Genomic DNA, 21,065 nt, shown 5'->3' on the forward strand with positions numbered 1-21,065 from the left:
TTTTTCCCATCCTGAGCTTACGCCTAGGGTGGGTTTTGCTTTTAAGACGTTTTGTAATTAAGTAATCACACATAGGTGAGCGTTGTTTAATTATTCTCACATCTACGGGTTTATATTTTTCCTAAAATATACACAACACGCATACGTCACTCAGGTCATATCCCTATCTTAGCTTGATTAACGTCTTTATATGAATTCACTACTTGTAGCAGATACGGTTTCAAAAAAGTTTGGAGACTTTACTGCACTTAACGATGTGTCTATTACCGTACCAGAGGGGAGTATTTTTGGCCTTTTAGGTCCCAACGGAGCTGGTAAAACGACACTTATACGCATCATAAACCAGATTACAATGCCAGATACTGGTAGTGTGACCTTAGGTGGAGAACCTTTACAACAACAACATATACGTGATATAGGCTATATGCCAGAAGAGCGTGGTTTGTATAAATCTATGAAGGTAGGAGAGCAAGTACTCTATCTCGCACAGCTTAAGGGGATGTCTAAGGCCGAAGCAAAAACAAGAGCAAAGCACTGGTTTGAAAAACTTGAGATAGGTGACTGGTGGGGTAAAAAAATACAAGAACTATCTAAGGGACAAGCTCAAAAAATACAGTTTGTGGTAACCGTAATGCATCAGCCTAAATTGCTCATTTTTGATGAACCTTTCAGTGGTTTTGATCCTATAAATGCAAACCTTATTAAAGACGAGATTTTACAACTTAGAGATGAGGGTGCAACAGTCATCTTTAGTACACACCGTATGGAGTCTGTTGAGGAACTGTGTGATCATATTGCACTCATAAATAAGTCTAACAAGATTTTGGACGGTGAGATAAACACCATAAAGAGAGCATATCAAAACAATACTTTTGATATAGGGGTGCAGGTGGTAGATGAGACCGCTTTCGCGAAAGCGCAACAAGAACTAGCATCTTCTTTTAAAGTTACTCCTGCACAGTTTAAGAGCTTAGGTAATGAGCATAAATTGCGAGTTGAAATGGGTGATAATGGTAGTCCAAACGAACTATTAAGCACCTTACAAACGTATGGACAAGTAACACACTTTGTAGAAGTGATCCCGAGTGTAAACGATATTTTTATTCAAACCGTTAGTCAGAACAAATGAGCATCCTTTCTTTAATAATAAAGCGAGAGTATATCGCACGAGTAAGAAATAAGTCATTCTTGATAATGACTTTTTTGAGTCCGCTTATTTTGGTAGGTATGATACTGCTTATCTCTTATTTAACGCAGCTCAATAGTGAAGATAAACGCACAATTGTAGTGGTAGATGAGTCTGGACAATTTGAAACTGTATTTTTTAATACAGATAAGACAAGCTATGTAAACCTAAGTGATCAAGGGCTTGATGCCGGTAAAGAAGTTGCAAAAGATGATGTTTATTATGGACTCATTCATATCTCAAAAAACCCAGAAACTGCTACAAATCCGGTTACGTTTTATGGTAATGAAACGCCCTCATATGACTTTATAGGAGATATAGAAAAGCGCATCGAAAAAAGAATTACAGATCAAAACTTAGTTGCACAAGGTATAAACCTCACGGCACTAGAGACTGCAAAAAGCACGATAGATATTAATATAGAAAACTTCTCTGGTGAGTCTAGCTCAAAGATGAGTAACTGGGTGAAAGCAGGTTTTGGGGGTGCTGCGGGGTATCTTCTTATGATGTTTATTATTATATATGGTAATATGGTAATGCGCTCTGTGATTGAGGAAAAGACCAATAGAATTATAGAGGTAATTATCTCTTCTGTAAAGCCCTTCCAGCTTATGCTAGGTAAAATACTAGGTACAACACTGGCGGGCATCACGCAGTTTGCTATATGGGTTCTAGTAGGTGGGGTATTACTGGTGGTTCTTACAGCAGTTTTTGGGGTAGATCCATCTGCGGCAACCTCTGTAAATCCTGCAGCATCACAAGCTCAAGAGATAGCTCAAGATCCTAATATGATGATAGAGTTACTGCAAGAGATTCAAAAATTACCTTTGCTACAGCTAGTGGGTGGCTTCTTTATTTATTTTATAGGCGGGTACTTTTTATACAGTTCTATTTATGCGGCTATAGGCGCAGCGGTAGATAATGAGACAGATACACAGCAGTTTATGCTGCCTATTATTATGCCACTTATGCTGGCTATATATGTAGGCTTTTTTGCAGTAATAGATAATCCTCACGGTACGGTGGCAACAATATTTTCTATTATACCGCTTACTTCTCCTATTGTAATGTTAATGCGTATACCCTTTGAAGTGCCACTATGGCAAATCATTGTATCTATTACATTACTCATAGCCACCTTTATTTTTACAGTGTGGTTTGGATCAAAAATATATCGAGTAGGGATCCTTATGTATGGAAAAAAGCCTACTTATAAAGATTTAATAAAATGGTTAAAATACTAGCGATACTTCTCTATCTACAAGAAGAAACGGTAGATAAGGTAAAAGATATTATAGAAGAAGACATCTGGGGCACAATAAAAGAGTGGCTTAGCTTTGAACTCATTAGTCTAGGTAAAGAGCCTAATCATATAGGCTTTACCGTAGGGCATCTCATTGTACTTATCATTGCATTTATACTCACAAGTATTGTGCTTAAGTGGGTTCGTGTTTTAATGACACGTAGGATGGAAGGTGATGACAAGCTCAAGTTTGTAAGTGTTTTTAAATTTATAAAATACATTGCCTATATAGTGGTGGTACTTGCAACGATGAGTGCTTCTGGTATTGATATAACGGTGTTGCTTACAGCCTCTGCAGCTTTATTTGTAGGTCTGGGTCTTGCTTTACAAGAAGTCTTTCAAGATGTAATAGGGGGGATTTTGATAATGGTAGATAAATCAATTTCGGCAGGTGATATTATTGAGATGGATGGTCGTGTAGGTAGAGTTTTTGAAATAAAACTACGTACCACTAGAGCTCTTACTAGAGATGATAAAGTGATTATAATACCTAATCACAAGTTTATTACAGACACCGTATATAACTATACCCAAAATCATAAAACTACTAGAGAAAACGTAAAAGTAGGTGTTGCATACGGTAGCGATACCAGAGCGGTAGAAAAGATATTACTGGAGTGTGCAACAGAGCACCCAGATATTTTAAAGCATCCTAAACCTTTTGTGCTTTTTGAAAATTTTGGAGATAGTTCGCTAGATTTTGGACTCTATTTCTGTGTGAGGGACAGCTTTGTAGATCCTAGAATAAAAAGTGCTTTACGATATGCGATAGATGACCGCTTTCGCGAAAGCGGAATTACCATCCCATTCCCGCAACGCGATTTACATCTTTTTAATACTGATAGACCAGTGTTTGTACCAAAGGAGAAATCTGAGGAGACTAATTCACTTCCAAAAAATGATACTATAAATGAGTAAAACTGCCAGATTTATTATTGCTTTACTATTGTTTACCGGGACAGTGAGCGCACAGTTGACAGATTTGGCACGAGTAGAGTATACCTATTTCCCACAGAGTGATTCAGATAATTCTTTTAGGAGGTTTAGATCATTTATAAACGTACCTGTAAAACTTAAAGAAGATGTTTACTTAGTGCCAGGTTTTGAGTACCGAAATGTAAATTTAAAATTTGAAGATGTTACTCCTTTTAGTCGTAAGGACTTAGACAGATTTCAATCTTTTAGCTTTTCGCTAGGCTATACACAAAAGCTGAACGACAAGTGGCGTTTAGGTGCAAAGATAGGTTCAAGAATTACTTCAAACTTTAGTACAGAAACTTTTTCTAGCAGTGATGTTGTACACACTGGGGCAGTATATTTTATTAATGATAAGACTAAAGATGGTCTTGATAAACCGTGGAGACTTATTGTAGGTGGGAGATATGATACAGAATCTGGTAGACCGTTTCCATTACCTTTTGTAAATTACTATCGTGAGTTTCACCCAGACTGGTCGTTTACCTTAGGAGTGCCTAAGTCTAATATAAAACGCTATTTTGGTAAAAACAGAGAGCACATCATTCAGAGTTTTTTAAGTCTGGACGGTTTTTTTGCAAATATTCAAGATAATGTAGAAGTAAATATACCAGAAGGGGAGTTTGAAACAGCAGAGAGTATTTCTATGACGGTAGCCCTTTTTGGATTAGGGTATGAATATTGCTTTACAAAACACCTAGTGTTTTATTTTTATGCTGGACACACCGTTATAAATGACATACGACTACGTGATGGAGATCGTAATGACGTTTTTACAATAAATGATAAGAACACCTTTTATGGTCGTTCTGGAATAAAATTTAAATTATAATAATGGCAAAGATTTTAATTATAGAAGATGAGGCTGCGATAAGACGCGTTCTTACCAAGATATTATCTGAAGAGAGTAAGGACTATCAGGTAGAAGAAGCTGGAGATGGCCTAGAGGGTATAAACAAAATTCGAGAAGAAGATTATGACCTTGTACTTTGTGATATTAAAATGCCAAAAATGGATGGTGTTGAGGTACTAGAGGCTGCCCGTAAACTCAAGCCAGAAGTGCCTATGGTAATGATCTCTGGTCACGGTGATCTTGATACCGCTGTAAATACAATGCGCCTGGGCGCTTTTGATTATATATCAAAACCACCAGACCTCAATAGATTACTTAACACCGTGCGCAACGCACTAGACCGCAAAACGCTCGTGGTAGAAAATATAAAGCTCAAAAAGAAAGTGAGCAAAAAGTACGAGATGGTAGGTGAGAGTGAAGAAATAGGGCAGATCAAAGCGATGATTGAGAAGGTGGCTCCTACAGATGCACGCGTGCTCATTACGGGACCTAATGGAACAGGTAAAGAACTTGTGGCACACTGGCTACACGAAAAAAGTGAGCGTTCTAAAGGACCACTTGTAGAGGTAAATTGTGCAGCGATACCATCTGAGCTTATAGAAAGTGAGCTTTTTGGCCACGTAAAAGGAGCTTTTACAAGTGCAAATAAAGATCGCGCAGGCAAATTTGAAGCAGCAAATGGAGGTACCATCTTTCTTGATGAGATAGGCGATATGAGCCTATCTGCACAAGCCAAAGTACTAAGAGCACTACAAGAAAGTAGAGTGCAGCGAGTAGGTAGTGATAAGGACATTAAAGTAGACGTGCGCGTAGTAGCAGCGACTAATAAAAACCTCAAGCAAGAAATTGCAGATGGAAACTTTAGAGAAGATTTATATCACAGGCTTGCGGTTATTCTAATCAAAGTACCTGCACTTAATGACCGTCGTAACGATATTCCTATCCTTATAGCACATTTTGCAAAGAAGATCTCACAAGAGCAGGGCACCGCGCTTAAAACGTTTTCAAGCAAAGCCATAGACCTTTTAAAAGCTTATGACTGGACGGGTAATATACGAGAATTACGCAACGTGGTTGAGCGTCTTATTATCTTAAGTGGTCCAGAAGTTACAGAGGGAGATGTAAAACTATTTGCAAGTAAATAACAGATGGTATGAGTGATATGGATTACAACACATTTAAGATAACAGCGCCCGTAAAGCTTTCAGATAAAAGCACGACGCTTTTTCAAGATCAAGAAGAAAAAGAACTAGAGAAAAAACTCAAAAAAGTACGCAAGAAGCTCGGTAAACTTCAAGACACAATGTACGCACACGATAAGTATGCGGTACTCGTATGTTTGCAGGGTATGGATACCTCTGGTAAGGACAGCCTTATAAGAGAAGTCTTTAAAGACTTTAATGCTCGTGGTGTTGAGGTACAGAGCTTTAAAGTGCCTACAGATCTTGAGCTGGGTCACGATTACCTGTGGCGTCATTATATCGCACTACCTCAGAGAGGAAAATTTGGCGTGCACAATCGCACACATTATGAAAATGTACTAGTCACGCGTGTACATCCCGAGTATATTCTGGGTGAAAACCTACCAGATGTCCATACGGTAGAAGATGTAAACGACGCTTTCTGGGATAAGCGTTTTGAGCAGATCAAAAACTTTGAAAAGCATCTTGTAGAAAACGGGACACTTATCTATAAGTTCTTTATGCATTTGTCAAAAGGTGAACAAAAAAATAGACTGCTACGTCGTCTGGAGAAAAAAGAAAAAAATTGGAAATTTTCAGCCGGCGACCTCAAAGAGCGCAAGCTATGGGATACCTATCAAACTTATTATGAAGATGCTATAAACCGCACCTCCACAGACAAGGCACCGTGGTACGTTATCCCTGCAGATAATAAACCCGCTGCTCGTCTAGCAGTTGCAAGCATTCTACTAGAGACACTCTCACAATATGAAGATATACAAGAGCCAGAACTAGATGATAAAACAAAAGCAAATCTTTCAGCATACAAAGAACAGTTAGAAAATGAATAAAGTACTCAAAAACATCTTTACGGTTGCTTTGGTGGTGGGGGTTTCCGCTTTCGCGAAAGCGCAAAACGACTCAATCACCGTACGTAACATCTATACAGAAGCATTAACAAAAGGGCAGAGCTACCAGTGGCTAGATCACCTCTCTAATGAAATAGGATCTCGCCTAAGCGGAAGTCTAGGTGCCGAAAGAGCCGTAACCTGGACAAAAGCCGAACTTGAAAAAGCAGGCCTTGATAAAGTATGGTTACAACCCGTAATGGTACCTAAGTGGATACGCGGCGAGGCAGAAAGAGCACATATAGAAGGAGAAAATGCACGCATAACATCTGTGCCTATTTGTGCACTAGGAGGATCTGTGGCAACTAAGTCTGTAGGACTTAGAGCAAACGTAGTAGAGGTAATGGGTATAGAAGAACTCAAAGCGCTTGGGGAAGAAAATGTAAAGGGCAAAATAGTCTTTTATAATCGCCCTATGAATGATGAGCTTATACGCACCTTTCAAGCGTATGGTGGTTGTGTAGACCAGCGATATGCAGGAGCTATGGAGGCTGCAAAGCTAGGAGCAGTGGGAGTGATCGTAAGATCTGTTACGCACAGTATAGATGATTACCCACATACGGGGTCTATGTCTTATGGAGATTTACCTGCGTCAAAACGTATACCTGCAGCTGCCATAAGTACAAAAGGGGCAAACCTGTTAAGTACATCTTTAAAGCTCAATCCAGAGTTAAAATTCTTTTACAAGATGTCTTGTAAAAATATGGGAGAAGTTGAGTCGTACAATGTGATAGGTGAGATAACCGGGAGTGAGTTTCCTAATAAATATATGGTTGTAGGCGGTCATCTAGACTCTTGGGATCTAGGAGATGGCTCTCACGATGATGGTGCAGGAGTTGTACAGAGTATGGAAGTCTTACGACTTATGAAGGCTGTAGGTTATAAACCTAAGCATAGCATACGTGTGGTGTTATTTATGAATGAAGAAAACGGTTTACGTGGCGGTAGAAAATATGCAGAAGAAGCCAAGGCAAAAGGTGAGCAACACATCTTTGCACTAGAGAGTGACTCAGGTGGGTTTACACCTAGAGGCTTCTCCTTTGATACAGATGATCGTAATTATAATGAAGTACTAGGCTGGAAATCACTTTTTGAGCCTTACCTCATACACGATTTTACAAGAGGAGGTAGTGGTGCAGATATTGGTCCGCTTAAAACTACAAATGATGGCATTGTACTAGCTGGCTTACGACCAGACTCGCAACGTTATTTTGACCATCACCACGCGGCAAATGATACTTTTGATGCGGTAAATAAACGAGAACTAGAACTAGGTGCAGCAACTATGACAAGTCTTGTGTACTTAATGGATAACTATATTCAAAAACCTGCCAAATTAATACAGGCACCCATAAAACAATAAGGGTTTTAGATAATGCCTTTTTCTTGATAAATGGCAATCCCTTTATCTATCATATCACTAATGGATGCTTCTAGCGAGGCGTCCATTTTTTTTATATGAAAACAACTCTTGCCCTTAAGACATTTCTTAAGCGCAGGGTCTAAGTCTGTAAAAGCTGCAACATCTGTATAAATAGGGAAGAAGTAAAGTCTGCAGTCTTTGGGTTTAGGTATCACACTTGCAAAGTAATGACCATCCACTTTTTGCTTGCCTTGCATTGTGGGTATAGTTCCCGCCGCCTCAAGACCTGCGCTGTCGTCTTTTCTAAGTTGTAGCTTGTCTTCGTGTGCTTTAATAAGTGTTCTTAAAGCTAGGTCTATTTCTATAGGGTTAGTGAGCATAGGTATGATGTACTATATGATTAATGCTTTAAGATAAGAATTTGCTATTAAACTACTCGGTCTTTGTTTATGGATGAAGTATTTTTGCGCTTTCGCGAAAGCGTAAAAAAATCCAACCCAATGCAGTTTTCAGACTACACAAAAGAATTTGGCACAAACCTTAAAATAGCATTCCCTATAATGCTGGGACAGCTGGGTCATATCCTTGTAGCACTAGCAGATAACTTGATGGTAGGGCAGCTAGGTGCCGCACAACTGGCAGCAGTAAGTCTGGGTAATAGTCTCGTTTTTATAGCACTCTCGATAGGCATAGGTTTCTCATTTGCCATCACGCCACTTGTGGCAGAGGCAGATGGTCAGGGTAATATAGAGAAGGGGCGACTGCACTTTCACCACGGGGTGATTATGTGTGCTGTAAACGGTGTGTTGCTTTTTGTAACCTTGCTTATTGCAAAACCGGTTTTGTATATGCTAGATCAACCGCCAGAGGTGGTGGCGCTTGCGATACCGTACCTTGAGATTGTAGCGTTGTCTATGGTTCCGCTTATGATTTTTCAAGCTTTTAAGCAGTTTGCAGATGGATTGTCACAAACTAAATATGCGATGTATGCTACTATACTTGCAAATATTATAAATGTCTTATTTAACTATGTGCTCATTTACGGGATTTGGATTTTCCCAAGGCTTGAGGTTGAGGGGGCTGCCTGGGGAACACTCATATCACGATTTTTTATGCTGGGGCTGCTCATTTTTATGCTTTCGCGAAAGCGTAAATTTAAATCTTACTTTTTCTGGGATGGTGCAAGTCACATACAGCTTAGCGAGTTTAAAACACTTATAAAATTAGGTTTTCCCACGGCTTTACAAATGCTTTTTGAAGTAGGTGTGTTTACGGCGGCTATTTTCTTATCTGGGATTCTGGGGACTAATGCACAGGCGGCAAATCAAATTGCGCTTAATCTTGCGTCTATGACATTTATGATAGCTGTAGGGCTGGGAGTCACTGGTACCATACGTGTAGGAAACCAAAAGGGTAAAAGGGATTATCCAAACTTGAGGCGTATCGCTTTTTCTATCTTTATACTTTGTTTCCTTATCGAGGCGGTCTTTGCTGTAGGTTTTATAGTGCTCAAAGACTGGTTACCTCCTTTTTATATAGATAATCCGGAGGTGATTTTTATGGCAGCACAATTACTCGTTGTCGCAGCATTGTTTCAGCTCAGTGATGGAGTACAAGTTACCATTCTAGGTGCGTTAAGAGGTTTACAAGATGTAAATATCCCTACGGTGATATGTTTTATAGCTTACTGGGTAATAGGCTTCCCGGTGATGTGGTATTTTGGAAAAGAGGCGCAAATGGGTGTTCAAGGCATCTGGGTAGGGCTACTGGTAGGGCTCACAGCATCTGCCACGATGCTATATTTTAGATTTAACTACCTTAGTAAAAAGTTGATAAGTGGGGTGTAACCGCACCATAACAAGAGATATATAAATAGATAATTATGACAGTACCAAAGTTCTTACTAGGTGATAATTCAGATTTTTCTGATCATATTTTTGTGATTCATACAGAGTTCCCTCGTTTTATAATAGACCTCACTATTGATGAGATAGAGTGGTTTGAAGAGTTTGACCGTCAAGACGAAGATGAGCTTGCCTCAGAGACCGAAAATGCTATAAAAGAAGCTACAGAGTGGTACGACGCCGAAATGGAAAAATTTGAGAACGAGTAGGTAATGGAGCAACTCGTACAGTATGATCAAGAGCTTTTTTTATTCTTAAACGGTCTAGGTAGTGCCACCTGGGATCAGTTCTGGCTTATTGTAACAAATAAGCTTAGCTCTATACCCTTATATGCGCTCTTGCTTTTCTTTATTTACAAGCAGTACGGGATAAAGGGTACACTCATTACTGTGGTATGTGTAGCATTACTCATTACTGGGGTAGACCAGCTCGCAAATGCTTTTAAGCACGGTTTTATGAGACCAAGACCGTGTAGAGTTGCCGCTTTTGAAACTACCATAAGATACATTGCAGAGCGCTGTGGTCGTTATGGATATTATTCTGCACACGCTGGTAATAGTATGGCTGTTGCCGTTTTTGCAGGTCTAGCGCTAAGGCGTAGTTATAAGAATTTGATTTTCTTTTTGCTTTTTTGGTCTGCGGTAGTGGGTTATAGCCGCATTTATGTGGGAGTACATTATCCTGGTGATGTCCTTACTGGGTGGATTATAGGAGCAGCGATAGGCTATGGTCTTTATAAATTGCAGCAGTTTTTGATTGTGAAATATGGTCAGAGATCTTGACACTCATTACCAGGGGTAAATGGTGTATAAGTATCTTTATACTCCTTACGTATACTCACACCATTAAGAATGTTGCGGAAATCTAGGTATATAGATATTTTTGCTGGCTCTGTAAGCTTGCTATAGGTGGCTTTATAATTGTACATTACAACAGAATGACCATTGCCATATATCTTCCCTAATTCTAGATTCTCTAGCTTGCCAAAGTCCTTATTTATTAATTCACAAGTACATTCTATTTTTTTTACAGAGAGCCCTCTACTTAATCCATTACTTACTTTAGGACCATCTAACCATTCCTTTAGTAGTTTTTGATCTTGTGGTGATTTACAGTGGTTAAAGTAAAAAAGTGCAGCATTATGAGCAATGTCTTTACTTTCTTGTGACAGTTGACTTTCTTTAATAGAAATAGGTTCAAATGAAGATTTACAAGCTGTGATTACTATCAGACAGAGAACTATAAGTATTATCTTATTCACTAGCGAGTTTTAATAGTTGCTGTGCGGCTATAAATGGAGAAACCTCTCCTTGAGCCACTTTAGATAAGACACCATCTAGTTTGCCTACCACCTTGTCATTTGCATAAAAGGCGTCTTTGAGCTTATTTTCTATAGTTTGTAGTAGCCAGAATTTATTTTGCTCAGCTCTTTTAGTTTCAAAGTAAGTTGAGTTTTTTGTTGTTGCGGTATAATCAGATATGAGTTTCCATACTTCTTCAATCCCCGTGTTTTCTAGCGCGCTACAGGTTGTAACCTTTGGTGTCCAGTTGCTGGGTTTAGGAGGGAAGAGATGTAACGCTTTCGCGAAAGCGGTCTTAGCCAGCTTTGCAGCTTTTGTGTTACCACCGTCTGCTTTATTGATTACAATGGCATCTGCCATCTCAATGATACCTCTTTTAATGCCTTGTAACTCATCACCAGCCCCAGCTAGTTTGAGTAGCAAAAAGAAGTCTACCATAGAGTGTACGATGGTCTCGCTCTGACCTACACCCACCGTTTCGATTATAATCACGTCATAACCTGCAGCCTCACAAAGGATGATGGCTTCTCGTGTTTTACGAGCTACACCTCCCAGAGATTTTCCAGATGCGCTGGGTCTTATATAAGCTTTTGGGTTTTGAGCAAGTTCATACATTCTAGTTTTATCGCCTAGAATACTACCGTGGGAGACTGAGCTTGTAGGGTCTACCGCTAGTACGGCAACTTTATGTCCTTGTGAGGTAAGATAGTTACCAAAGGTTTCTATAAAAGTGCTCTTGCCCACGCCAGGAACGCCGGTAATACCTATCCTTACAGATTTATTAGCCTTACTAAGGCAAGCTTCTATAAGTTGTTGTCCTTTATCTTGATGTGATTGTACAGTGCTCTCAATGAGAGTGATGCCTTGAGAGAGTGCCGTGATATCTCCTTGAGCAATAGCGGTTGCTAGCTCTTGAGTATTTATAGTTTTTTGCCTTTTACGAGTCTTGTAAAACGCAGGATTAATACTCTTGTTAATATGTGTAGCATCTTTACTCACAGAAGTACCAAATTACTACTTTCTTCATAATTATGTGAGTTTTAGAGCTGCGTTTTATCCCTAAAAGAACTGCCAAGTGTAAAGAAGTAAAACTAGAGTTATGAGTCTTTGTACTTCTTTTTAACCTTGGCTTTAAGTTTTGCAAGATCTGCGTGTGATTGCTTTACCTGGAACTCCATAGGTACAAGCACTTCTAGTATGTGTACGGGTAACCAGCTGTCATCTATAAGACGTTTGAGAAGTATGAGCACTATCTCGTCTTGAATCATACAAGCGCCTACAATGTTTGTAGGTGTTTTATGCTCCATGGCTGCTGTTACATCTAGCCAGTCACGATCTGCACTACCCTTTACAATATCTAGCCTGTTTGGCGTGATACCTTCTTCTGCCATTCGGGATACTATCTTGTGACAAAACTTATTACGGCTTACGCTTTCCTTTGCTAGAAATCTTTTGTACTCTGTAATCTCAATTTCTTCTGCAGCATTAAAATAGCGACGCTCTGCCCAGAAGCATTCGTCTAGCAGGTCATTAAGATTTTCATATGCAATATCGAGGTGATTCATATACTGAGCTTCAAATATAGACTAGTCGCAGTATTTAAAATAGTCTTACTTCATTATTACTTAAAAATTATGAATAGTTTATTTATAATCTAGTAGTATCTTAATGGGCTGTTAACTCAAAAAAAAATAAAACTTTTTGCAACATTGTAAAAAAGACCTCGTCTTTAAGAAGAATAGCAATAATAAACCAATCAAAACCAACCATCCATTTTGCTAGTTAGTGATCTCATACAAAAATGCAAGGCAAATGACAGAAAGGCACAGCTGCAGCTGTACAATAAATACTGTGATGCTATGTATTGCGTAGCCTTTAGATTTTTGAAAAATGCATTTGAGGCAGAAGAGGCAATGCACGAGGGCTTTATAAATGCCTTTGCAAAGCTTCATCAGTTTACGGGAGAAGTCACCTTTGGAGCCTGGCTTAAGCGTATCGTGATTAATAAAAGTCTCGATATGATCAAGGCAAAAAAAGCAACACTTATCCCACTTAATGAGGAAGTAATGGGCAAGGTAGATGATGATAATGATTGGAATGTGGCAGACGGGGTAACCGTAGACCACATTAAGAAAACCATCAGTGAGCTTCCTGAGAGATATGAGTATCCTCTTATGCTATTCTTAATAGAGGGATACGATCACCAGGAGATCTCAGAGATATTACAGATTACAGAAGTCGCTTCTAGAACGCTGGTGCACCGCGGTAAGAAGAAGCTTCAACAACACTTAAAGACCCTTAATTATGGCACAGGATATTAGAGAGCTTATCAAAAGCGAGAGCGGTGAGCAAGAGCAGCTGCGAGAAGGCCACTTATCACGTTTTGAGCAATTACTTGAAGAGCGTATGCCAGAAGAGCAAAAACCTTCAAAGCCTAAAGGCGGTATATTTTTATGGATGAAGATAGCAGCCGTACTTATTGTAGCTGGTGGTATTGTAATGATGGTGTATAATAACGCTTTCGCGAAAGCGGAAGACGCACCCATAGTACAAGCTACCCCAGAAAATACAGAAACGGTAGAACCAGAAATCTTATTAAGTGCTATATCACCAGAATTTAAAAAAGTAGAAGATTACTACCTCGCTAGTGTAAACCTAGAGATTGCCCGCCTTGAGATAACAGATGATAATAAAGAGCTTATAGATGCTTTTATGAAACAGCTGTCAGATCTTGATGCAGAGTATAAAAGTCTCAATCGTGAGATTACCGAAAGTGGGGTTAGTGAAGAGATGGTAAACGCAATGATAGAAAATTTAAAATTGCGTGTGGAGCTTATGATAAAGCTCAAAGCAAAACTTAAAGAAATGAAAAACGCTGCTCAACAAGAAGCAGCCATTCAAACCGTATAAGATGAAACAGTATAAGATATTATGGCCAGTGATGATGTTACTATTTGTAGCATCTGGGAGCGTATTTGCGCAGGCTAAAAAAACAAAGTTAAACGAGCGCTTTTCTGTAAACAAAGACGTGCAGATAGATGTAGACACACGTTATGCAGATGTGATTTTTGAAACCTGGAACAAAAATGAAGTCGCAATAGAGGCATATGTAGAGGGAGAAAATGCAAGTGAAGCAGCAAGGTCTTGGGATCTTGACGTGAGTGGTAATAGTAACCAGGTACGAGTTACAAGTAAAGGAGGTTATGGAGATGTAAAAGTGTATAATCTAAGTGATCTTGATAATGTACACCTAGATCTTGATCTAGGAGAAATTATAGGGCAGTCACTTAGTATTGTTGAGCCTGTGATGAATGGCCTTGTAGGGCCGTTACTAGAAGGTATCTCTGGAGCAAGACTTCCAGATGAGTATTATGAAGAAATGGGAAAAATGAAATTTGACCACGAGGCATATAAAAGAGAAGGTAGAGCTTACATAAAGCGATGGGAGCGTGAGATGGATAAGAGTTTTGGCCCTGAGTTTGAGCGTAAAATGGAGAAGTGGGAGAAAGAAGCAGAGCAAAAATCTGAAGACTGGAGCGAGCGCCTTATAGAGCAATCTGGCATCCCAAAATGGCCTTTTAATAGCAAAGGAAATATCACTTTTGACAGTGATGAGTATGAAAAAGACAAGCAAGCTTACGTAAATAAGTTAAACCGAAAGTACGGTACGAGAGTAAGTGTACGTGAGGTAGATAGCTGGCTTGAAGATGTTGAGGCCTGGGGAGAAGATTTTGGAGAGAGAATGGAAGACTGGGGTGAGAACTTTGGTAAATCTATGGAGAAGTGGGGCGAAAACTTTGGTGAGAACTTCGGGAAGTCTATGGAGAAGTGGGGAGAGTCTTTTGGAAAAGATATGGAGAAGTGGGGAGAAAACTTCGGCAAGAAAATGGAAAAATGGGCAGAAGAGCACGAAGGTGAGTGGGAAGAAACGCATACAAGAGATGAAAACGGAAATAGAAGTAGTCACTATAGCCTTAATTATGATTCTGATAAGGCTTCATCAAAAAAGTCTAACCGAAACGTAAAACGTGTTATTATCATAAAAATGCCTAAGCGTGCAGAGCTAGATCTTAATGTACGTTACGGTAAAGTAAAAATGGTAGATGCTTATAATGCAAAAGCTGTTATCTCACACGGTAGCCTTGCTGCCACAACCATCGATGGGGGAAACACCTCCATCGATGTTTCTTACAGCCCGGTAACCATCACAAACTGGAACAAAGGAACTCTCGTGACTAATCACGTTAAAGATTGTGATATAAACACAGCTACAGACATTAAAGTAACGTCTAACTCTAGTAACGTGCATATTAATCGTCTAGATGGTTCTGGTATGATATCTGGGTCATTTGGTAAGTTATCAATCCCTCAAGTGAGTGATAACTTTGGGACGCTTACTTTATTTTTAGAGAATAGCGACCTCGCTTTAAAATTACCGCAGGCGGCATTTAACTTTAGTTACAGTGGTGATCATAATGACTTCTTTATCCCTAAGCAACTCGAGACACAGTCTATGAAAAACGGATCTACAGAGATGGTAAATGGGTTTCATAAATCTAGAAGTACTGGTAATACTATTACGATTAATGCTAAGTATAGCGACGTAGTATTGCAATAAACAGCGATTACATACTAAATTATTGTGCAGCTATGGCTGCTTTTTGTGTTTTGTATTGAAGTTGTATTTTTAGGCAACAAATAACAACCAATGGATACTAGTTTTTTTAGTGCGCTTACAAAAGAATTTACATCTCCTCTCCACACTCCTTTTCAAAAAGAAGACTTCTATCCGCTAGATTTATCTACGTCAAATAATGAGCTAGATGTTGAGCTTCTTACAAGACCTTATGATCATCATAAATTCTTACAGCTGTATCTTAAGATAAGTGGTTCTAAGGTAGCCTATGGCGGTTATCTAGAGAAACGACCTCTCTATGATAGATCAGATTATTTTCAGGCACAAGATCCGGGAGACAAGCGCAATATTCATCTTGGTATAGACTTGTGGTGCAACGCAGGAGAAAGTATTGTGAGCCCGCTAGATGGAGAGATACATAGCTTTAAAAACAATAAGAACTTTGGCGATTATGGACCTACGCTTATTGTAAAGCATACCATAGACGGTCAAGAGTTTCACACGCTATATGGTCACTTAAGCGTAGCATCTTTGCATAATAAAAAGGTCGGTCAAAAGGTAAAGGCTGGTGAAGTAATTGCCGCTCTAGGTACTCCAGATGTAAATGGTGATTATGCGCCTCATCTACACTTCCAGATAGTTATAGATATGCAAGGTAAAGAGGGTGACTATCCTGGTGTAGGAAGCCAAAATGATCTTGAGTTTTATAAAAAGAACTGCCCAGACCCTAATCTGCTATTAAAAATTTATAAATAGCCTTTGCGACAGCATCTTCTTTATTTGTAAATGGGCTTGTATAATCTGCTAGTGATTTTAGAGTAGGAGTAGCATTTCTTACAGCAACACCTTTACCTACGCGACGTATAAGCTCATCATCATTATGATTATCGCCAAAAGCCATTACCGCCTCTAGCCCAAAGTTATATTCCTTTTTTAATAAGACCGCTAGCGCCTTTGCTTTATCTATATATTTTGGGGTAATCTCAAGGTAGGTATCCTTAGATCTGTAAAGATGAACTTTATCTCTATAGAGTGGTTCTAGTAATGCAACTAGATTATCAAGTTCTTCTGGAGCTCCCATACACATTAGTTTGTGTATGCCTAGCTTTTTGTTATTAAGAAAGTCAAGACTTTCACTAGCCGCTTGATAGATAGGAGTAGCTCTTGTATTGTTTATTTCGCGTAAGCTCCACTCATCTTCTTGATCTGTAAACCAGTGCTGGTTGCTATAAATACTTAAGTTGTAAGAATGTTTTGTATGATGTGGGATAAGTGTAGACAGTACTTGCGTGTCGTAGCTATTATTTTCTATTATAGTTCCATCTTTTCCTATAATAAGCCCTCCGTTAAAGGCAATAAGTGCTTCACCTAGATTGCCTAGCCCTTCTTGCAAGTAGCGCATAGCTTGTGGTGGGCGTGAGGAAGCTAGTATGAGGGGTAATCCCGCTTTCGCGAAAGCGGAAATAGTAACATCACTCAACCATCGGTCTGCATTAAGTAACGTACCGTCTATATCTGAACATAAAAGCTGTATGGAGTCTCTCATAGCTATAAAAATAATAAGGCGGCCTCAAAAGAGAGCCGCCTTATGTAGAAAATTATTAAAACAATCTAGCTTTTTACAATCACCCATTGTCCTTTTGCAATAAGTGGTTCAGCCTGTTTGTACTTTACTTCTTTTGTCTCACCATTTATTACATTTTTAATAGTAACACGGTCGTTACGACCTATTTTAGGTTGAGATCTTACAATAGTTTCTGTAACCTGTTGTTGCTGTGGTTGTGTGTTACCAGCAGCTCTAGCCTGTGCAGAACGCTCATCCATATTAGGAATTTCTTCCTTTTGAGTTTGCGTTTCTTCACGGCGCTCACGTATTTGTGAAGCATCGCTCACCTGCTCTTGGTTACCCTGAGGAATCTCTCCTTTAAATAGGAATGAAATCACCTCTTTATTAACCTTATCAATCATCTTTTTGAAAAGCTCAAATGCTTCAAACTTATAGATTAATAATGGATCTTTTTGCTCGTGTACAGCAAGGCGTACACTTTGCTTAAGCTCATCCATCTTACGAAGGTGTGTTTTCCAAGCGTCATCTATAATGGCAAGTGTGATGTTCTTTTCAAAATCTGTCACGAGTTGCTTACCGTCTGAGTCGTAAGCTTCTTTAAGATTTGTAACTACACGTAGCTCTTTTGTACCATCTGTAAATGGTACCACGATACGCTCAAACTTTGCATTAGGATCTTCATACACTCTCTTGATGATAGGGAAGGCAAGGTCTGCATTCTTAGTCATCTTTTCTTTATAGTGATCAAAAGCTGCTTTGTAAATGAGGTCTGTAAGATCTTTTGCAGACTTACTGTTAAAGTCGCTCTCACTTACTGGGCTCGTCATAGAGAAATAACGAATGAGCTCAAACTCAAAGTTCTTAAAGTCTTGTGCTTGCTTGTTTGATTCTACAATTACCTCAGAGGTGTCATAGATCATATTTGCAAGGTCTACACGTAAACGTTCTCCATATAGTGCGTGACGACGACGCTTGTATACAACCTCACGTTGCATATTCATCACATCATCATACTCAAGTAAGTTCTTACGTACTCCAAAGTTGTTTTCTTCTACTTTTTTCTGTGCGCGCTCTATAGATTTTGAAATCATACCGTGTTGTATCACTTCTCCTTCTTTGAGCCCCATTCTATCCATCATCTTTGCAATACGCTCAGACCCAAATAAACGCATTAGGTTATCTTCTAGAGACACATAAAATTGTGAACTTCCTGGATCTCCTTGACGTCCAGATCGACCACGTAGCTGTCTGTCTACACGACGTGAGTCGTGACGCTCTGTACCTATTATGGCAAGACCACCGGCTGCCTTTACCTCGTCAGATAACTTAATATCTGTACCACGACCTGCCATATTTGTTGCAATGGTTACCACTCCAGGGTTACCAGCCTCTGCAACGATGTCTGCCTCGCGTTTATGTAGCTTTGCGTTAAGTACGTTATGAGGTATTTTACGAAGGGTAAGCATTTTACCTAGTAATTCTGATATCTCTACAGAAGTTGTACCTATCAAGACTGGACGTCCAGATTTTGAAAGTTCTGTAACTTCATCTATAACGGCGTTATACTTCTCGCGCTTCGTTTTGTAAACTAAGTCATCTTTATCTTTTCTTGCAATAGGGCGGTTAGTAGGTATTTCTACTACGTCTAGTTTGTAAATCTCCCAGAATTCTCCAGCCTCTGTAACCGCTGTACCTGTCATACCAGATAGCTTGCGATACATACGGAAGTAGTTTTGAAGCGTTACTGTTGCAAAAGTTTGTGTAGCATCTTCAATTTTTACATTTTCTTTTGCCTCAATCGCTTGGTGTAGACCGTCACTATAACGACGACCATCCATAATACGACCGGTTTGCTCATCTACAATCATCACCTTGTTTTCCATCACAACATACTCGGTGTCTTTTTCAAATAACGTGTATGCTTTAAGCAGCTGGTTCATTGTGTGAATACGCTCAGACTTGATTCCAAAATCTTTAAAGAGTTCTTCCTTCTCTGTAGCTTCTTCTTCTGGTGATAATCTTTTTGCTTCTATTTTTCCTATCTCAAGACCTATCTCTGGCATTGTGAAGAAATCTGGATTGTCTTTACCAGAAAGTGTTTCTATACCTCTGTCTGTAAGTTCAATCTGATTGTTCTTTTCATCTATTGTGAAGTATAGTGCCTCATCTATTTGATGCATTTCACGATTATTGTCTTGCATATAGAAGTTCTCAGTCTTTTGTAATAACTGACGTATTCCTTCTTCACTCAAGTATTTTATGAGGGCTTTATTTTTAGGTAACCCACGGTATACACGCAAGAGTTGTTTACCACCTTCTTTTGTGTCACCTGCAGCAATGAGTTTTTTTGCTTCTGGTAAAACTTTTACAAGCTCCTGGCGCTGTAGGTTTACAATCTTCTCTATTTGTGGTTTAAGATCATTAAACTCGTGCACATCACCTTTAGGTACAGGTCCAGATATAATAAGTGGTGTACGAGCATCATCTACAAGTACAGAATCTACCTCATCTACAATCGCATAGTTATGTGGGCGTTGTACTAAATCTTCTGGTTTATGAGACATATTATCACGTAGGTAGTCAAAACCAAATTCGTTATTTGTACCATATGTAATATCTGCCGCATATGCTGCACGACGCTCAGGACTGTTAGGTCTGTGATAATCTATACAATCTATAGTCATCCCGTGAAACTGAAATAAAGGAGCCATCCAAGCGCTATCACGCTTAGCTAGGTAATCATTTACTGTCACAAGGTGCACACCATTACCAGTAAGTGCGTTAAGGTAAACAGGTAGCGTCGCCACGAGAGTTTTACCTTCACCTGTTTGCATCTCTGCAATTTTACCTTGGTGCATTGCCACACCACCTATGAGTTGTACGTCATAGTGTATCATATCCCAGGTTACTTCTTTACCAGCAGCATCCCAGCTATTTGACCAGATGGCTTTATCGCCTTCTAGTGTTACATAGTCTTTTGTGCCACTAAGTAAACGATCATACTCTGAGGCAGTTACCTCAAGTGTTGTATTATTAGTAAATCGCTTTGCAGTTTCTTTTACAACGGCAAATGCTTCTGGGAGTATTTCAGAGAGCGTTTTTTCAGAAATCTCGTAAGCTTCATCTTTAAGCTTGTCTATCGCTAGGTAAACGTCTTCACGCTCATCTATATCTTCGGTAGCTTCTGCTTTTGTTTTGAGTGCTTCTGTAGCTTCTGTGTTTTCTTTGAGAGCAGCTGCAAGAATTTGCTTAAACTCTGCTGTTTTATTTCTCAAGTCATCTAGTGATAACTTTGCTAAGGCTGCTTCGTGTGCTTTAATTTTTTCAACGATAGGGGTAATCGCTCCCACGTCTTGTTTAGACTTATCGCCTACAAAAATTTTTAATACACTATCTAAAAATCCCATAATATGGTGTTGTTTTGTGTCAATTTTGAACCCGTAAATTTAATCAAAAAAAAAGCCTCATAGAGAGACTTTTTAGTGTTTTAACGGGTATATATTTAATATTCGTCTTCGTTCCAGAGATAATCCTCGTCTGAGGGATAGTCTGGCCAGATCTCTTCGATAGAATCATAAGAATCACCTTCGTCTTCGATAGCTTGTAGATTTTCTACAACTTCAAGTGGTGCTCCAGTTCTAATCGCATAATCGATCAACTCATCTTTAGTAGCAGGCCAAGGCGCGTCACTTAGGTAAGAAGCTAGTTCAAGTGTCCAGTACATAGCATTTGTGTTTTTTAATTTGTGCAAAAATAATTTTTCTAAGCAGAAATGCAAGTGAATTGAAGATTATTTCAAAATAAATGTAAGAACGTGGCTTTCAGACCTTGTAGAGAGTATCATTACGCTTTAGCGAAAGCGAGATACCTCTCAATAATTGTTTTCTG

At 39.2% G+C, this 21,065-nt stretch carries 21 protein-coding genes; 14 read left to right on the forward strand and 7 right to left on the reverse strand.

Going from position 1 to position 21,065, the window contains the following annotated elements:
* The first annotated feature begins 190 nt into the window (after positions 1–190).
* Genes MED134_RS13210 through MED134_RS13240 form a run of 7 tightly spaced genes read left to right on the forward strand, consistent with a single transcriptional unit; the run spans position 191 to position 7,769 of the window.
* Positions 191–1,129 (forward strand): ABC transporter ATP-binding protein, encoded by a 939-nt coding sequence (locus MED134_RS13210; protein ID WP_038599999.1) that lies wholly within the window; start codon positions 191–193, stop codon positions 1,127–1,129.
* The gene (locus tag MED134_RS13215) at positions 1,126–2,430 is read left to right on the forward strand and encodes an ABC transporter permease (protein WP_038600002.1); all 1,305 of its coding nucleotides are present in this window, start codon (positions 1,126–1,128) and stop codon (positions 2,428–2,430) included. The genes MED134_RS13210 and MED134_RS13215 overlap by 4 nt, the downstream gene beginning before the upstream one ends.
* Positions 2,415–3,407: a mechanosensitive ion channel family protein gene (locus MED134_RS13220; RefSeq protein WP_038600005.1), complete on the forward strand. Its 993-nt coding sequence runs from the start codon at positions 2,415–2,417 to the stop codon at positions 3,405–3,407. Before MED134_RS13215 ends, MED134_RS13220 begins: the two co-directional genes overlap by 16 nt.
* A complete protein-coding gene (locus tag MED134_RS13225) occupies positions 3,400–4,296 on the forward strand; it encodes a DUF6268 family outer membrane beta-barrel protein (RefSeq protein WP_038600008.1) in 897 nt (298 codons plus the stop codon). Before MED134_RS13220 ends, MED134_RS13225 begins: the two co-directional genes overlap by 8 nt.
* A 2-nt stretch (positions 4,297–4,298) precedes the next feature.
* On the forward strand, positions 4,299–5,462 hold the full coding sequence (locus MED134_RS13230; RefSeq protein WP_038600011.1) for a sigma-54-dependent transcriptional regulator: 1,164 nt from the start codon (positions 4,299–4,301) through the stop codon (positions 5,460–5,462).
* Between the two features lie 8 nt (positions 5,463–5,470).
* Positions 5,471–6,349, forward strand: coding sequence for a PPK2 family polyphosphate kinase (locus MED134_RS13235; RefSeq protein ID WP_038600014.1), 879 nt, complete (start codon positions 5,471–5,473; stop codon positions 6,347–6,349).
* On the forward strand, positions 6,342–7,769 hold the full coding sequence (locus MED134_RS13240; protein ID WP_038600017.1) for a M20/M25/M40 family metallo-hydrolase: 1,428 nt from the start codon (positions 6,342–6,344) through the stop codon (positions 7,767–7,769). The genes MED134_RS13235 and MED134_RS13240 overlap by 8 nt, the downstream gene beginning before the upstream one ends.
* Positions 7,770–7,774: 5 nt before the next feature.
* Here MED134_RS13240 and MED134_RS13245 read toward each other — a convergent pair whose 3' ends face one another.
* Positions 7,775–8,149, reverse strand: a complete 375-nt coding sequence (locus MED134_RS13245; protein WP_035327979.1) for a hypothetical protein — start codon at positions 8,147–8,149, stop codon at positions 7,775–7,777.
* A 120-nt stretch (positions 8,150–8,269) separates the two neighbouring features.
* Here MED134_RS13245 and MED134_RS13250 point away from each other — a divergent pair, with 120 nt between their 5' ends.
* From MED134_RS13250 to MED134_RS13260, 3 genes are read left to right on the forward strand one after another with little or no spacing between them, the layout of a single operon-like run.
* Entirely contained in the window at positions 8,270–9,616 is a 1,347-nt protein-coding gene (locus MED134_RS13250; RefSeq protein WP_038601289.1) for an MATE family efflux transporter, read from the forward strand.
* 35 nt (positions 9,617–9,651) lie between these two features.
* Positions 9,652–9,882 (forward strand): hypothetical protein, encoded by a 231-nt coding sequence (locus tag MED134_RS13255; protein WP_038600020.1) that lies wholly within the window; start codon positions 9,652–9,654, stop codon positions 9,880–9,882.
* Between the two features lie 3 nt (positions 9,883–9,885).
* Complete coding sequence (locus MED134_RS13260) at positions 9,886–10,455, forward strand: phosphatase PAP2 family protein (RefSeq protein ID WP_038600023.1); 570 nt, start codon at positions 9,886–9,888, stop codon at positions 10,453–10,455.
* On the opposite strand, the gene MED134_RS13265 is transcribed toward MED134_RS13260, so the two are convergent.
* The 3 genes from MED134_RS13265 to MED134_RS13275 form a co-directional block, all read right to left on the reverse strand.
* A complete protein-coding gene (locus MED134_RS13265; protein ID WP_038600026.1) occupies positions 10,443–10,934 on the reverse strand; it encodes a hypothetical protein in 492 nt (163 codons plus the stop codon). The two genes, MED134_RS13260 and MED134_RS13265, sit on opposite strands and share 13 nt — an antisense overlap.
* The gene (gene meaB / locus MED134_RS13270; protein WP_038600028.1) at positions 10,927–11,973 is read right to left on the reverse strand and encodes a methylmalonyl Co-A mutase-associated GTPase MeaB; all 1,047 of its coding nucleotides are present in this window, start codon (positions 11,971–11,973) and stop codon (positions 10,927–10,929) included. Before meaB ends, MED134_RS13265 begins: the two co-directional genes overlap by 8 nt.
* Positions 11,974–12,071: 98 nt before the next feature.
* Positions 12,072–12,539: a DUF2383 domain-containing protein gene (locus MED134_RS13275; RefSeq protein ID WP_038600030.1), complete on the reverse strand. Its 468-nt coding sequence runs from the start codon at positions 12,537–12,539 to the stop codon at positions 12,072–12,074.
* A gap of 210 nt (positions 12,540–12,749) precedes the next feature.
* Here MED134_RS13275 and MED134_RS13280 point away from each other — a divergent pair, with 210 nt between their 5' ends.
* The 4 genes from MED134_RS13280 (at position 12,750) to MED134_RS13295 (ending at position 16,366) form a co-directional block, all read left to right on the forward strand.
* Complete coding sequence (locus MED134_RS13280; protein WP_038600033.1) at positions 12,750–13,295, forward strand: RNA polymerase sigma factor; 546 nt, start codon at positions 12,750–12,752, stop codon at positions 13,293–13,295.
* Complete coding sequence (locus tag MED134_RS13285) at positions 13,279–13,884, forward strand: hypothetical protein (protein ID WP_038600036.1); 606 nt, start codon at positions 13,279–13,281, stop codon at positions 13,882–13,884. The genes MED134_RS13280 and MED134_RS13285 overlap by 17 nt, the downstream gene beginning before the upstream one ends.
* Position 13,885: 1 nt before the next feature.
* On the forward strand, positions 13,886–15,592 hold the full coding sequence (locus MED134_RS14805; RefSeq protein WP_052084244.1) for a hypothetical protein: 1,707 nt from the start codon (positions 13,886–13,888) through the stop codon (positions 15,590–15,592).
* Positions 15,593–15,682: 90 nt separating this feature from the next.
* Positions 15,683–16,366 (forward strand): peptidoglycan DD-metalloendopeptidase family protein, encoded by a 684-nt coding sequence (locus tag MED134_RS13295; protein WP_038600039.1) that lies wholly within the window; start codon positions 15,683–15,685, stop codon positions 16,364–16,366.
* Here the strand turns inward: MED134_RS13295 and MED134_RS13300 are convergent.
* From MED134_RS13300 to MED134_RS13310, 3 genes are all read right to left on the reverse strand, one after another.
* On the reverse strand, positions 16,338–17,156 hold the full coding sequence (locus MED134_RS13300; RefSeq protein WP_038600042.1) for a Cof-type HAD-IIB family hydrolase: 819 nt from the start codon (positions 17,154–17,156) through the stop codon (positions 16,338–16,340). The genes MED134_RS13295 and MED134_RS13300 overlap by 29 nt on opposite strands.
* A 65-nt stretch (positions 17,157–17,221) precedes the next feature.
* Positions 17,222–20,584 carry a preprotein translocase subunit SecA gene (gene secA, locus MED134_RS13305; RefSeq protein ID WP_038600044.1) on the reverse strand — a complete coding sequence of 1,121 codons (3,363 nt, stop codon included), beginning with the start codon at positions 20,582–20,584 and terminating at the stop codon, positions 17,222–17,224.
* A 95-nt stretch (positions 20,585–20,679) separates the two neighbouring features.
* On the reverse strand, positions 20,680–20,901 hold the full coding sequence (locus tag MED134_RS13310) for a DUF2795 domain-containing protein (RefSeq protein ID WP_013751528.1): 222 nt from the start codon (positions 20,899–20,901) through the stop codon (positions 20,680–20,682).
* Positions 20,902–21,065 lie beyond the last annotated feature (164 nt).

Source organism: Dokdonia sp. MED134, from assembly GCF_000152925.2.
Lineage (GTDB): Bacteria > Bacteroidota > Bacteroidia > Flavobacteriales > Flavobacteriaceae > Dokdonia.

What these genes read in the sequence shown, in the direction of transcription:
- MED134_RS13240 (WP_038600017.1), top strand. Translation starts at nt 6,342, where the DNA reads ATGAATAAAGTACTCAAAAACATCTTTACGGTTGCTTTGGTGGTGGGG.
- MED134_RS13225 (WP_038600008.1), top strand. Translation starts at nt 3,400, where the DNA reads ATGAGTAAAACTGCCAGATTTATTATTGCTTTACTATTGTTTACCGGG.
- MED134_RS13255 (WP_038600020.1), top strand. Translation starts at nt 9,652, where the DNA reads ATGACAGTACCAAAGTTCTTACTAGGTGATAATTCAGATTTTTCTGAT.
- MED134_RS13220 (WP_038600005.1), top strand. Translation starts at nt 2,415, where the DNA reads ATGGTTAAAATACTAGCGATACTTCTCTATCTACAAGAAGAAACGGTA.
- MED134_RS13250 (WP_038601289.1), top strand. Translation starts at nt 8,270, where the DNA reads ATGCAGTTTTCAGACTACACAAAAGAATTTGGCACAAACCTTAAAATA.
- MED134_RS13285 (WP_038600036.1), top strand. Translation starts at nt 13,279, where the DNA reads ATGGCACAGGATATTAGAGAGCTTATCAAAAGCGAGAGCGGTGAGCAA.
- MED134_RS13245 (WP_035327979.1), bottom strand. Translation starts at nt 8,149, where the DNA reads ATGCTCACTAACCCTATAGAAATAGACCTAGCTTTAAGAACACTTATT.
- MED134_RS13215 (WP_038600002.1), top strand. Translation starts at nt 1,126, where the DNA reads ATGAGCATCCTTTCTTTAATAATAAAGCGAGAGTATATCGCACGAGTA.
- MED134_RS13310 (WP_013751528.1), bottom strand. Translation starts at nt 20,901, where the DNA reads ATGTACTGGACACTTGAACTAGCTTCTTACCTAAGTGACGCGCCTTGG.
- MED134_RS13210 (WP_038599999.1), top strand. Translation starts at nt 191, where the DNA reads ATGAATTCACTACTTGTAGCAGATACGGTTTCAAAAAAGTTTGGAGAC.
- MED134_RS13230 (WP_038600011.1), top strand. Translation starts at nt 4,299, where the DNA reads ATGGCAAAGATTTTAATTATAGAAGATGAGGCTGCGATAAGACGCGTT.
- MED134_RS13300 (WP_038600042.1), bottom strand. Translation starts at nt 17,156, where the DNA reads ATGAGAGACTCCATACAGCTTTTATGTTCAGATATAGACGGTACGTTA.
- secA (WP_038600044.1), bottom strand. Translation starts at nt 20,584, where the DNA reads ATGGGATTTTTAGATAGTGTATTAAAAATTTTTGTAGGCGATAAGTCT.
- MED134_RS13260 (WP_038600023.1), top strand. Translation starts at nt 9,886, where the DNA reads ATGGAGCAACTCGTACAGTATGATCAAGAGCTTTTTTTATTCTTAAAC.
- MED134_RS13295 (WP_038600039.1), top strand. Translation starts at nt 15,683, where the DNA reads ATGGATACTAGTTTTTTTAGTGCGCTTACAAAAGAATTTACATCTCCT.
- MED134_RS13235 (WP_038600014.1), top strand. Translation starts at nt 5,471, where the DNA reads ATGAGTGATATGGATTACAACACATTTAAGATAACAGCGCCCGTAAAG.
- MED134_RS14805 (WP_052084244.1), top strand. Translation starts at nt 13,886, where the DNA reads ATGAAACAGTATAAGATATTATGGCCAGTGATGATGTTACTATTTGTA.
- MED134_RS13275 (WP_038600030.1), bottom strand. Translation starts at nt 12,539, where the DNA reads ATGAATCACCTCGATATTGCATATGAAAATCTTAATGACCTGCTAGAC.